This window comes from Arthrobacter sp. GAS37, assembly GCF_044908325.1.
Classification (GTDB): Bacteria; Actinomycetota; Actinomycetes; order Actinomycetales; family Micrococcaceae; genus Arthrobacter; species Arthrobacter ramosus.
Window position 1 is genome coordinate 13,960 of record NZ_JBIYDB010000032.1, and the last position, 11,777, is coordinate 25,736.

General features: G+C 63.2%; 15 protein-coding genes. 7 read left to right on the forward strand and 8 right to left on the reverse strand.

Going from position 1 to position 11,777, the window contains the following annotated elements; translation table 11 throughout:
- Positions 1 to 42: 42 nt before the first annotated feature.
- Together ABH924_RS19230 and ABH924_RS19235 are read right to left on the reverse strand one after the other, a co-directional pair.
- Positions 43 to 684, reverse strand: a complete 642-nt coding sequence (locus ABH924_RS19230) for a GntR family transcriptional regulator (protein ID WP_404501404.1) — start codon at positions 682 to 684, stop codon at positions 43 to 45.
- Positions 685 to 978: 294 nt separating this feature from the next.
- Positions 979 to 1,224 (reverse strand): hypothetical protein, encoded by a 246-nt coding sequence (locus ABH924_RS19235; protein ID WP_404501476.1) that lies wholly within the window; start codon positions 1,222 to 1,224, stop codon positions 979 to 981.
- On the opposite strand from ABH924_RS19235, the gene ABH924_RS19240 reads away from it, so the two are divergent.
- The 5 genes from ABH924_RS19240 to ABH924_RS19260 are packed head-to-tail and all read left to right on the forward strand — an operon-like array spanning position 1,156 to position 4,733.
- Positions 1,156 to 2,220, forward strand: a complete 1,065-nt coding sequence (locus ABH924_RS19240) for an amidohydrolase family protein (RefSeq protein ID WP_404501474.1) — start codon at positions 1,156 to 1,158, stop codon at positions 2,218 to 2,220. The two genes, ABH924_RS19235 and ABH924_RS19240, sit on opposite strands and share 69 nt — an antisense overlap.
- A 14-nt stretch (positions 2,221 to 2,234) precedes the next feature.
- A complete protein-coding gene (locus ABH924_RS19245; protein ID WP_404501406.1) occupies positions 2,235 to 2,975 on the forward strand; it encodes an amidohydrolase family protein in 741 nt (246 codons plus the stop codon).
- Positions 2,972 to 3,724 (forward strand): amidohydrolase family protein, encoded by a 753-nt coding sequence (locus ABH924_RS19250; RefSeq protein ID WP_404501408.1) that lies wholly within the window; start codon positions 2,972 to 2,974, stop codon positions 3,722 to 3,724. Before ABH924_RS19245 ends, ABH924_RS19250 begins: the two co-directional genes overlap by 4 nt.
- A complete protein-coding gene (locus ABH924_RS19255) occupies positions 3,724 to 4,485 on the forward strand; it encodes an SDR family oxidoreductase (RefSeq protein WP_404501410.1) in 762 nt (253 codons plus the stop codon). The genes ABH924_RS19250 and ABH924_RS19255 overlap by 1 nt, the downstream gene beginning before the upstream one ends.
- Positions 4,482 to 4,733 (forward strand): hypothetical protein, encoded by a 252-nt coding sequence (locus tag ABH924_RS19260; RefSeq protein ID WP_404501412.1) that lies wholly within the window; start codon positions 4,482 to 4,484, stop codon positions 4,731 to 4,733. Before ABH924_RS19255 ends, ABH924_RS19260 begins: the two co-directional genes overlap by 4 nt.
- 300 nt (positions 4,734 to 5,033) lie before the next feature.
- Here the strand turns inward: ABH924_RS19260 and ABH924_RS19265 are convergent, their stop codons facing one another.
- From ABH924_RS19265 to ABH924_RS19285, 5 genes are all read right to left on the reverse strand, one after another.
- Positions 5,034 to 5,747: a GntR family transcriptional regulator gene (locus ABH924_RS19265; RefSeq protein WP_404501414.1), complete on the reverse strand. Its 714-nt coding sequence runs from the start codon at positions 5,745 to 5,747 to the stop codon at positions 5,034 to 5,036.
- Positions 5,728 to 6,447, reverse strand: coding sequence for an ABC transporter ATP-binding protein (locus ABH924_RS19270; RefSeq protein ID WP_404501416.1), 720 nt, complete (start codon positions 6,445 to 6,447; stop codon positions 5,728 to 5,730). The genes ABH924_RS19265 and ABH924_RS19270 overlap by 20 nt, the downstream gene beginning before the upstream one ends.
- Before the next feature lie 114 nt (positions 6,448 to 6,561).
- Complete coding sequence (locus tag ABH924_RS19275; RefSeq protein ID WP_404501418.1) at positions 6,562 to 6,816, reverse strand: ATP-binding cassette domain-containing protein; 255 nt, start codon at positions 6,814 to 6,816, stop codon at positions 6,562 to 6,564.
- A complete protein-coding gene (locus tag ABH924_RS19280) occupies positions 6,800 to 8,635 on the reverse strand; it encodes a gamma-glutamyltransferase family protein (RefSeq protein ID WP_404501420.1) in 1,836 nt (611 codons plus the stop codon). The genes ABH924_RS19275 and ABH924_RS19280 overlap by 17 nt, the downstream gene beginning before the upstream one ends.
- A 4-nt stretch (positions 8,636 to 8,639) precedes the next feature.
- The gene (locus ABH924_RS19285; protein ID WP_404501422.1) at positions 8,640 to 9,386 is read right to left on the reverse strand and encodes an ABC transporter substrate-binding protein; all 747 of its coding nucleotides are present in this window, start codon (positions 9,384 to 9,386) and stop codon (positions 8,640 to 8,642) included.
- A 184-nt stretch (positions 9,387 to 9,570) separates the two neighbouring features.
- Here ABH924_RS19285 and ABH924_RS19290 point away from each other — a divergent pair, with 184 nt between their 5' ends.
- Both ABH924_RS19290 and ABH924_RS19295 read left to right on the forward strand, forming a co-directional pair.
- The gene (locus ABH924_RS19290; protein WP_404501424.1) at positions 9,571 to 9,708 is read left to right on the forward strand and encodes a hypothetical protein; all 138 of its coding nucleotides are present in this window, start codon (positions 9,571 to 9,573) and stop codon (positions 9,706 to 9,708) included.
- A 112-nt stretch (positions 9,709 to 9,820) separates the two neighbouring features.
- A complete protein-coding gene (locus ABH924_RS19295) occupies positions 9,821 to 10,531 on the forward strand; it encodes a YoaK family protein (RefSeq protein WP_404501426.1) in 711 nt (236 codons plus the stop codon).
- A 390-nt stretch (positions 10,532 to 10,921) separates the two neighbouring features.
- On the opposite strand, the gene ABH924_RS19300 is transcribed toward ABH924_RS19295, so the two are convergent.
- Positions 10,922 to 11,773: an HpcH/HpaI aldolase/citrate lyase family protein gene (locus tag ABH924_RS19300; protein ID WP_404501428.1), complete on the reverse strand. Its 852-nt coding sequence runs from the start codon at positions 11,771 to 11,773 to the stop codon at positions 10,922 to 10,924.
- Positions 11,774 to 11,777 lie beyond the last annotated feature (4 nt).

Sequence of the window (11,777 nt, forward strand, 5' to 3'; positions counted from 1 at the left end):
CCCGTTGTCGTCAGGACCGACAGCGGACGGCCCGTCGACCACTCAGAAAAGCAGACGCAGCATTTGTCGTGAGGCGGCAATATGCTCGCGCATGAGAGTTTGTGCGCGTTCGGCGTCGTTGGCCCGCAGCGCGGAGACCAGTGGGGCGTGGGAGAGCATTGATGTGTCATGGGGGTGGTGCGTTGAGAAGTAGAAGCGCCATAAGCGCAGATTGTGCAGGAGCAGGCGGTCTGCCGCGCCTTGCAGCAGCGAGTTGTCGATCATTTTCACCAGGAAGTGATGAATCTGATAGTCGGCCAGTAGATATTTTTCGGCGTCGGCGGACTCTCGGGCTTCGTCTGCCGACTCAACCAGACTCTCCATGTGCGCGAGATCGTCATCGGTCGCACGGAGGGCGGCGATGTAGGCGATACCGCACTCGATTGCCTCGCGGGCCTCGAAAATGTCGAGCACGCCCTTGAGCGTCAGCGCGGTCACGCTCGTGCCGCGCCGCGGCATCACGGCAATAAATTCGTCTGAGGCAAGTCGTGCGATCGCCTCGTGTATGGGAGTCCGTCCGATGCTGAGTTCGACAGATAAGGATTGTTCGTTGACGACGGTGCCCGGGGGCAAACGTAAGTCGAGAATCATGTCGCGGAGCAGTGAATATGCGAGTTCGCTGCTACGGGGCTTTGGTGCGGGCAATCGATGGTCCTTCCCAGTGCTGAGTGAGCATTCGCGACACAGGGATGGTCTTAGATCGTCCATGCCCCAACGGTAATATATCAGCTGCACTTGCAAGTATCGGTCAGAGCGTAGGCGGCTAGCTCTGATTTCGGGCTGGCCCCGATGCTCCTACGCTGGCCCCACGGATTCAGCATCTTGCGAATTTGATCTAGCCATTTTGATCTACTCATAAGATATTTTTCACACATCGCAAGTCGGATACTGGTATTTCACCAGTGAGACTCGCCCCAATTTCAGGAGTTGCGAGATATGTCAAGTGTTCTCGGCCCGAATGACTTGTTGCTCAGGAACGGTATTGCCTTGGTTGGCGAGCATCTGCAGTCCGAGCCGTTTGCCTCGCTCGTCGTGCGCAACGGTCTTGTCAGCGAAATCTCCAGCGAGGAGCTGGACTCCGGTGACGCAGTCGAACTCGATGTGCATGGTGCGTTCGTGCTCCCAGGATTGATTGACAGCCACGTCCACTTCGACTTGGCTGCGCATCCGGCCCCGTTCAGTCATTGGGATCGGATGCCGTTTGTGCGCTCCATGACGTGCCTACACAACGGGTTGTTGGCACTGCGCGCCGGCATCACTTCGGTTCGCGATCTTGGATCGGTGGACCACATGGTCGTGGATTACAGCCGTCAGGTGAGCGAAGGGCACCTGATCGGTCCGCAGGTCATCGCGGCCGGGCGCCCGATTACGATGACGGGGGGACACTGTGCCGACTACGGGCGGGTCGCCGACGGAGCAGAAGAGCTCCGGCTGGCTGTCCGTGAGCAAATCGCGGCCGGCGCAAGGGTGATCAAGTTGATGGCGACGGGCGGAATCTCCTCTCCAGGCAACCCCGGGCTCGCGCAGTTGACGGTGGAGGAAATGTCCGTGGCAGTGGAGGAAGCGCACAAGGCGGGACTCTCCGTCGCAGCACATGCCCACGCCCCGGACGGCATCGCCAACGCCATCGAAGCCGGTGTCGACACGATTGAGCACGCAGCGTTTGCGAGCGATCGGTCCTTCGAAATAATGAAGACCAATGGGACGATGCTGGTGCCGACGGTCAGTGCGCTCAACCCGATCCAAGCAGGCGTCGGAATCCCGGCGGCCACTGTGGACAAGAGTCTTCGGGCCCGGGAAATTTTCCGGGAGAGCACCGCGCGAGCAATCGCGGCCGGGGTGAGGATTGCAGCCGGCACCGACGCGGGAACGGCTTTCAACCCCATCGGTGGCCTCCTCGACGAGATGCAGATGTACGTCGACGGTGGATTGACCGCGGCGGACGCTCTTCGGACTGCCACTGTCAACGCAGGCCCGCTGGTGCGTGCCCCGGGAACCGGAAGCCCGGAGGTCGGTGTGATCGCGATCGGAAGCAGGGCGGACCTGCTGGTCGCCAACGGCGATCCGCGGAGCGATCTCGAGGCACTGCGGCGTCCGGCGCACGTGATCGCCAACGGGCGACTGGTCGACCTGGACTGGGTAGACAAGACCATCGGCGAGCTCGCCGGAATGCTGGAATAACGGAGGAACCACCAATGATCATTGACATGCACATGCACATTGACAATGTGCCTTCACTCGGTTGGGAAATGTCGGCAGAACAATGTATCCAGGCGATGGATGATGCCGGCGTGGACAAGGCGGCGGTCATGACCATCACCGACCTGCCCGGCCTCAATTCCCGGTCGCTGGAACTCATCGCCGAAGCGTGTAACAGCTACCCGGGCCGTCTGTACGGTTTCATTCGGTTGAATCCCGCATATCTGGAGGAGTCGAAAACCTTGCTGACCGAAGCAGTCACGAAATTGGGGTTCCGCGGCCTCAAACTTCATCCGGTCTCTAGCAATCAGCATCCAGGCGGAGCGGCGACCATCGAGCTGATCCGACTTGCCGGTGAACTCGGAGTCCCGACACTGTTCCATTGTGGGGACGAGCCGATGACGACGCCGCTCTCGATTGCACCTGCGGCGGCGGCCTGCCCCGACTCACTAATTATTCTCGGGCACATGGGCGGCTACTTCCACGTCGAGGAGGCGATCGAGGTCGCCGAACGGCATCCGAACATCATCCTCGAGACGTCGGCGATGCCCTACCCGGAGAAAATCCGCGCTGCCGTTGAGCGGATCGGAGCAGGGCGGGTGATCTTCGGCAGCGACGGACCGGTGAGCTCGCCGTCGCTCGAGGTGCAGAAAGTCACACTCGCAGACCTTGGGGCCGAAGCGACCGGTTTAGTGCTGGGCGGCAATGCCGCGAAGCTGTTGGGAGTAGCAGCATGATGATCGACGGCCTGGTCTTTCTGGGGAAGTCCCACTTCGGCTACCAACTCGATGCCGCGCACGCCTTGGAAGCCATTGAGCACAACGGTGCCTCCGCTGCGATCGTCGCGCCGATGCATCCGCGCGGGGGCGATTTTGCTGTGGTCAACGACGAGGTGGGTCAAGCCGCGCAGGATTCGGATGGCAGGTTGGTCGCGCTCGCGCGGGTCGATCCATGGGACGAAAAGCTCGCAGTTTCCGAATTGAGGCGTGCGGTCACCGAGCGGGGTGCGCGCGGCGTGTTCCTGCACCCGGCGGAGGAGCATTTCAGGATCAACGACTCTCGCGTACGTCCTATCGTGGAGTGCGCCGCGGAATTGGGGGTCCCCGTTATGGTCGCGACCGGCTACCACCTCTATTCCGAGCCTGTGCAGATTACGCAGGTCGCTCAGTGGTGCCCCGAGAATCCTCTAGTGCTCACGAACGGCGGGCAGTTGAACATCTCCGGTATGGCGCAGTTCGACGCCGAGCTCGCTCTGCGGAATGACAACGTTTTTGTGCAGACGAGCGGCATGTACCGTGAGGACTTTCTGGAGCGCGTTGTTGCCACATACGGTGCCGAACGTCTCATGTTCGCCACTGCGGCGCCGCAGTTCAACATGGCCTACGAGCGCAAGAGGGTCGAACTGGCGCACTTCGGCGGCGCGGAACGCGGTCTCATTTTTGGCGGCAATGCCAAACGCCTCTTCGGACCGATGGAAGGTATTTGATGTCGAAGCAGGGAATTCTTACTGGTCGCACGGCGCTGGTCACGGGAGCGGCGAGCGGGATCGGCGCGGCCATCGCGGAGGCGTATGCCGAAGCAGGCGCACGGTTGTGCCTCGTCGACCGGGCACCAGGGGACGCGATCGCTCAGGTACGGGAACGCTGTGCATCATTCGGAAACGAGGTCGTTGTTCTCCAGGCTGACGTCGCCGACGAGGGCGACGTCGATCTCATGTTTCGGGATGCGCGTGCCGAGCTCGGAGTGATCGACGTGCTCGTCAACAATGCGGGAATCCTGACCGAAGCCCCCGTCGTGGGGATGTCGGCGGATCTCTTCGACGAGATGATCTCGGTCAACCTGCGGAGCGTGTTCCTGTGCTCGCGAGCCGCGCTGCCATCGATGCTTGAGCTCGGCTTCGGCCGGGTGATCAATATCGCATCTCAGGTTGGTCAGAGAGGAGGCGCTGGCTTGGCCCACTATGCCGCCTCCAAGGCCGGTGTCATTGGGTTCACCCGCTCACTCGCCCACGAGGTCGGGGGGACCGGAATCACTGCTAACTGCATCGCGCCGGGCCCGATCAAGACTCCGCTGGGCGGTCAACTCTCCGAGGAGTGGACGACGTCACTCATGGCCAGGCTTCCGCTGAAGCGAATCGGTGAACCCTTCGAGGTGGCCCCGACCGCGGTGCTGCTCGCCAGCGATCCGGGCGGCAACCTGTACACCGGGCAGAGCCTGGGACCGAATAGCGGGGACGTGATGCTGTGAGCCAGCGGGCACTGCTCGCGACAGGAGCGACGAGGGGCATCGGCCGAGCTATCGCGCTCCGCGCGGCTACATCCGGCTGGAGCTTCCACGTGGGGGCTTTCGATGATGACCCCCACGATGCCGACACTTTGGTCAAGGAGATCATGGGCGCAGGGGAACGGCCCTCGGATTCATCCGGAGTGCCGCACTCGAACTCGCCGAGCGCGGCGTCGGTGGATGGCGGGCTCACAGTCTCCTGGCCGAGTTGAGATGTCCGGTCTCAAGCCGCGTAAAAATCGGCACGCGCCGCGCCAACGACGGGGCCGGTTTGGCGCAGCACTGAAATCGCAGTCGTACCCGGTGCCTCGCACACAAAGGCGGTCCTCGCGCTTCCTCAAGGGGAGGGAAGAGGGTAGCGGCTATGAATTTCTTCCCTGTTTGGCTACCGGCCGGGCGTCCATTCACCAGCGCCGCGATGGAGACGACCGAATGTTGTAGACGATGAACGGGATCAACTCCGCACAGCGTTCGTGCGGCGGGTTACCACGGCGCTCCGGGTCCGGCAGAGCTCAGACGACCCTGCCGGCGGATGCGTCCGGCGAAAACCGGCTGAGGTAGCCCAGGCGTGAGCTGTGGACATGGGCGCGCATCCCGCGTTCGGCTTGCTGCGCGTTGCCGGCGTCGATGGCCGCCATGATGGTGCGGTGCTCGGTCCACGAGCTCTTGCCCCTTGAACCGATGTCCGAGGCGTAAAGCCATTCGATCTTGCCTGAAATCTGGCGCAGGAGCGCAGTCAGGGACGAGCTACGGCTGAGCTCCGCGATGCCGAGGTGAAAACGGATGTTGAGTTCCGGCAGGAGGTCGATCCGCCCGTCTGCAATGGCCTTGTCGCCCTTTTCCAGTACTGCGGCGAGCTCTTGACGGGTTTTCCACCAGCCTGGGTCCGGCCTGCCTGCGGCAAACTGCGCCGCTGCGTTCTGAGCCGCCCGCCGTGCGGTGGCGGCTTCCAAAGCTTCCCGGATCGCAAAGAGGTCGTCGGCGTCATCCACGGGTATGGCGGATACCGTGGAGCCGGCAAAGGGCTTCGATTCAACGAACCCTTCGACTTCCAACGCACGCAGTGCTTCCCGGACCGGCACCCGGGAGATGCCGTATTTCAGCGCCAACGCCGTTTCGGTAATGCGGCTGCCCGCCGGCAGCACGCCGAAGATGATGTCGCGTCGAATCTCATCTTGGACGCGCTGACGCGGGGCAGAATCCCCGCTAACTAGCGAATGCTGCACCAGGTATCGCTCCAAGTAGTTCTCGGGTGTAGTCGGCTTCGGGTGCCAGGAAGACCTGGTTCACGCTGCCAGCTTCAACCACTTTGCCGGATTTCATAACCACCACATTGTGCGCAATCTGGCGAACTACCGCCAGATCATGGGTAATGAAAAGGTAGCTAAGTCCAAGCCTATCCTGCAGATCTCCCAGCAAATCGAGGATCTGTTCCTGCACCAGTACGTCCAACGCCGAGACGGTTTCATCGCAGATAAGCAGTTCCGGCTCCAAAGCCAAGCCTCGGGCGATAGCCATCCGTTGGCGTTGCCCGCCGGAGAGTTCGTTGGGGCGTCGCTGGGCGACAGTGCGCGGCAGAGCTACCTGGTCCAGAAGTTCGCCCACACGCTGCCGCCTGCTTTCCGGAGTTCCGATGCCGAAGATCCGCAGCGGTTCATTGATCAGCCGTTCAATGCTGAACGGGGGGTCCCGGGAACCGTACGGATTCTGGAAGACCGGCTGGACGATCCGGCGCGGTGCGCGCCGAGCCCGGACGTTGCTGGTGTCGAGGCTTCCGCCGTTGATCAGCGCTTCCCCTGCTGATGCCGTTTCCAGGCCCAGGATGATCCGGGCAACGGTGGTTTTGCCGGATCCTGATTCACCGACGATCGCGGTGGTCGTGCCGCGGTCGACGGTGAAGGAGACATCGTCGACGGCGCGGACCACTCCTCCCCGCTGGCCGCGAGCTTGAATTCCTTGGCGAGGTTCCGGACCATCAGGACGGGCCCCGGCGCGGTGCTGGGGAGCACGTCAGCCGCCACTCCGGCACCCGGCAGGAGGCTAGCCGACGGCGCCGCGGCCACGATGCGGGCGGTGTAGTCCTCCTGGGGAGTCCAGCAGGATCTCCCGGGGCAGGCCAAGAATGGCGCCGATCACGGTGGACTTTCCTGAGCCGGACTGGCCTACGATCGCCACCCGCTCGCCCTTTTTCAGCTCGAAGGTGACGCTGTCCAGTACCGGGTCACCGCCGTAGCTGACCTCCAGGTTCCGGACCGAAAGCAGCGTGTTCTCTTCATTCCTAGCGCCCTGCTGCATAGCCCTGCGCTCCTCTCGGGTTGGCGGCGGCCTTCAGCAGGCCCGTTTCGGGATCGGACACGACGGAGGAGAGCCGGCCGAGGGCCCAGTCCCCGGCACGGGTGACCACGTGGCCGCGCCGTTCCAGTTCGTGGATGACCTCGTCACCGAGACGGTCTTCCACCACGGCACCGCCGGGAGTCCACGTCCGGGGCCAGAACGATCCCGGAATGGAGGTGGTGTGGAGCGCGGGAGCATCCACGGCCTCCTGCGGCGAGTACCCGCCCACCAGGGTCCGGAGCAGATAGAGCAGCTGCCACTGGTCCTGCTGGTCACCGCCGGGAGAGCCCAGCGCCGTAACCGGCTTGCCATCCTTGAGGACCAGCGTCGGTGTCAGCGTGGTGCGCGGGCGTTTCCCCGAGGTGAGGGTTGAGGGTGCGCCGTCTTCAAGCCACGTCATCTGCAGCCTGGAGCCCAGGCAGAAGCCCAGTTCGGGGATGGTCGGAGAGGACTGGAGCCAGCCGCCGGATGGGGTGGCGGAGATCATGTTGCCCCACTGGTCCACCACGTCGATATGGCAGGTGTCCCCGCGGGTTTCCCCGGTGGGCATCACCGTCGGTTCGCCCACTCCGGCAAACATGAGTTCGCCCCGACCGGAGTGCGACGGCGGCAGGTATTCCGTCCGCAGCGGTGGAACGAACGGCTCGTGGCCAGGCACGGTGCCCGGCCGGAACTCGTGCGAGGCTTGCTCGGTGATCAGCTCGCGACGCTGGGCCGCGTACTCCGGGCTCAGCAGGTAGTCCATCGGAACGGAGGCATCGCCGTAGTACGCCTCACGGTCGGCGATGGCGAGTTTCTGCGCTTCAAGGATGGTATGTGCGCCGAGGGCCGTGGAGGGGTCCAGGTACTCGTCCGGGAAACCGTCCAGGATCGCGAGCGTCTGCAACAGTGCCGGGCCCTGCCCCCACGGACCGGTCTTGGCGATAGTGTACCCGCGGAATTCAGAGGTGGTCGCGGAGTCGTAGCCGGCGCTGCAGTCCGCAAAGTCCGCTTCCGTAATCACCGCGGCGTGGTCCATTCCGGAGGAATGACGGTGCGGCGTGGCCAGGAACTTGACGGCGGCTTTCGCCACGAAGCCTTCGCTCCATTCGCGGCGTGCGGCGTCGATTCGGGCTTCGCGCGATCCTGATGATTCCCCCGCTTCGGCAGGCGCCGCTCCAGCGGCGATAAGTCGTTCAAGGACGTCGGCGTAAGCGCCGTTTTTGACCAGGTCTCCCCCGGCCGGAATCTTGCCGTCCGTCATCCAAAGAGCGGCCGACGTCGGCCAGTGCTCTGTGAAGAACTCCGCAACGGAGGCGATAGTGCTGCCCACCTGCTCCACGATCGGGTGGCCATCCCGTGCGTAACCGATGGCGAAGGAGAGCACCTCGGCGAGTTCCCAGGTTCCGTGGTCCCGGAGCAGCAGCAGCCAGGCGTCGACGGCGGCGGGGACCGCGGCCGCCAGTCCCCCGGAGCCAGGCACCAGCTCCAGGCCCTCGGCCAGGTAATGCTGCCGGGTTGCTGCCGCAGGCGCCGGGCCCTGTCCCATCAGCACCACGGGCTCGGCAGGTGCGGTAGCGGTGACGAAGACTCCGGTCATGTCACCGCCGGGGCCATTCAGGTGCGGTTCCACGACGTGCAGCACAAAGGCGCCGGCGACGGCGGCGTCGAAGGCGTTGCCGCCGCGTTCGAGCACCGCCTGGGCGGAGGCTGTCGCCAACCAGTGTGTGGAGGCCGTCATGCCGAAGGTGCCCTCCAGAGTGGGGCGGGTGGTAAAGGAATTAGGGGGTGTGTAGGTCATGTTGCTACTTTCGGCTGGAGGCGGCGGGGTCCAGGGCGTCGCGCAGGGCGTCCCCGAACAGGTTGAATGCCAGGCAGATGACGGCGATGCCGACGCCTGGAATGATGGCTGCGGTGGGGGAACGGAAGATGTACTGCTGGGCGTCGGAGAGCATGATGCCCGGGCTGGGTGGGTGGTCACCAAAGTTTGCTCCGGCCTCTGCAACGGCTTTGGGCGAGAGGATCATCCCCGCGCGGTCTGCGAGGGCGGCGGGGATCGGAGCGAACGGCTTCTTGTAGGTGATCTGAAGTGTCGTCTCGTCCACGGTCTTGACGCTGCTGATGGGTCCAAGCTCGCTCTTGCGGGCAGAGCCCTTCATCGTGAGGCCGCGCTCGATCGTCGCACAGGCCGCGTCGGCATTGAACGCGGTACCGTCGGCAAAGGCGGTGCCGGTCCGGACCGGGATAGTGACGGTCAGGCCATCCTCGCTGACCTTGGGAAGCGCGGTGGCCAGTTGCGGGACAATTTTGCCCCTGTCATCGATGTCGCAGAGCTTCCGGCATATCGTCTGCATGACGTAGCGGGTGTAGAGCGCGGACGACGTCGTCGGGTCAAGGCGGTCCGGCTCGGCCGAAAGCGCCATCACCAGGTTTCCGCCCTCGACGATCTGCTGGTTCCCGATGGGGGCGGAGATCACGTCGGTACGGGTTACCGCTGCGGGCAGCGCCTGGATTGGCTGGCAGCCGCTGGCGGCAACGGCTAGAACAGCCATCGCTCCGAGCAGGGCAGCAGTACGGGTGCGGCCCGGTTAGTAGCCAGCACGGCGCTTGGGCGGAACAAAAGAGACATAGGGATCCAAATCCTCGGGTCGAACACGACATCGGCTTTGAATACAATCTGTGTATGGACACCATATTCGTATACCTTTATTTCAAGCATGTAAAGAGGAAATTACATTGAATCCAATACTTTCCCGCAGTCCTGACCGTCTGCATCTGGTGCTGGTCCTGATGCTCATTCTGGCTGCCGTCGAGGCCCATGACGTCTGGGCCGCGGAGGCCGCCATGGACAGACACCTCAAAGACGTTGCCTAGCTTGTCGCTCAAGCGACCCAACAGACCTACACAAACTATTAACCCGCGCCCATCTCCCAGAGCCCAGAACTCGCAGTGCCAAAGCCGCCACTACTTACCTTAAGGAAATCAGTTGAACGACCTCCCCGCTCGCCGGCAACACCGAATCCATCTCGGACTAATGCTCGCCCTGACATTCTCCACCGGGATCATTGACGCCATCGGCTACCTCGGCCTGGACCGAATCTTCACAGCCAACATGACCGGGAATGTTGTCATCCTCGGGATGGCCCTGGCGGGCGCCGGCAACCTTCCGGTGCTCGGTCCCCTTATTGCGTTGGCGGCCTTTATGGCCGGAGCGGTCACCGTTGGACGGGTGCTGCTCCGAGGCCTCCCCGGGTGGACGCGAAGAGCCACCCTCACCTTCGGCGTCATCGGAATGCTGGTTGCATGGATCGCCGCACTATCACTGACCGCGGGGGCGCCATCGGGGCAGATGGCGCAAGCCCTGACAGCCGTCCTGGCTTTCGCGATGGGAGCCCAGGCCGCCGCCGCTCGCCACATAGCCGTCAGCGACGTCACGACCGTCGTTGTGACCTCCGCCATTACCGGCCTGGCCGCGGATTCACCCATCGGAGGCGCTGTTGTGCAGCCATGGAAGCGGCGGATAGCTGCCGTCTTGTTAATCGTGCTCGGGGCGTTAACGGGTGCCCTGACCCTGAAGGTTCACTTCTCGCTGGGGCTGTTCATCGCGGCCGCGATCCTGCTCACAGCCGCCGTCCTGGGGCGGAGGTCCATTAGAGCACACGATGCCAGTGCCTCCATGCAAAAGGCCAAAATCTAGTCTGTCCGGGCTTCACGCAGGAACAGCACAAGATGATTTACTACGGCCGCCTTTCGTCGTGGAAGACTCGAGGCGGGACCCTGCCTATACGTATGGGACCTACTCCCTGGGCGGAGCTCCTGCCCGGCTGCCCACTTCGCGCTGTTCCTTAATGCTTCATCGGCGGCGCCGGTTTCAGCACTTCCGCTGCCTGATCCAGGACAGCATCAGTTGCAGTCTTGGATCAGGCAGGATTTCGAGGCCGGGGTACCCGGAACCAAGGCAGCCAAAGGACTGATTGTGGTACATACCGGCCAACGAGGCCGGAAACTCCGACACACCCGGAACCCAATCCAGACGGTCGAACGAAAACCGGCGCCGCTCAACAGCCCACCATCCGGCCGCTCTTCGTCATTGTTTCTGCTTAGCGGATTGCAGTATTTTTGCGGCACGTTCCTGTACCGGCCGATCAATCATTTGTCCGTCCAACTGGGCTGCACCCCCCTTGACGCCTGTCACGGATTGCGCCCAGAGGATTTCGGCCGCATCGGGCATGAAAGCCCGTTGGGTTACGGGGACCTGCCGCGGGTGAATACACAGCATTCCCCCGAATCCGAGTTTGCGCGCGGTTCGTGCCGACTCCGCTACCGGGGTCAAGTCCCGGATCTCTGTGGACGGTGAATCCAGCGGAGGGGCGATGTTGGCGGCGCGGGATGAGAGGACAAGCTGGAATCGCGCCTGGGCGAGCAATCCGGTGTCGCTGGTGTTCATATCCAGGGCAAAGTCGATTGCGCCGAATCCGAGCCGTGTGACCCCGGGAACTCGGGCGATTTCCAGCGAGTTCACCAAGCCTGCGGCGGACTCGATCAGCGGAACGAGGGCGAGCTCTTCCGGCAGGTGCTGCCGCAACTTTTGAACTTCTCGAACTGATTCTGCTTTGGGTAGCATGATCCCCAGCAACCCGTGCCCACTCCGGAGGCTGAGCCGGGTGAGTGCGGCTATCTCAGCCTCGTGGTTTGGGGAGCCGGGTACGTTGATACGGACGATCGCCCGGAACGACTGCTGGGTTCCGGATGCCAGGGCAGTCAACGCGGCATCCAACGCCGGCGCTTTTGCCTCTGGCGCCACTGCGTCTTCAAGGTCGACGACGATAACGTCGGCTTCGGTCGCTGCGGCCTTTCCAAACCGTTCCGGTCGATCTCCGGGGACAAACAGCATGGTGACGGCTTCCGACACAATCTCGCACGGCCTTGCGGCTGCCATTGCC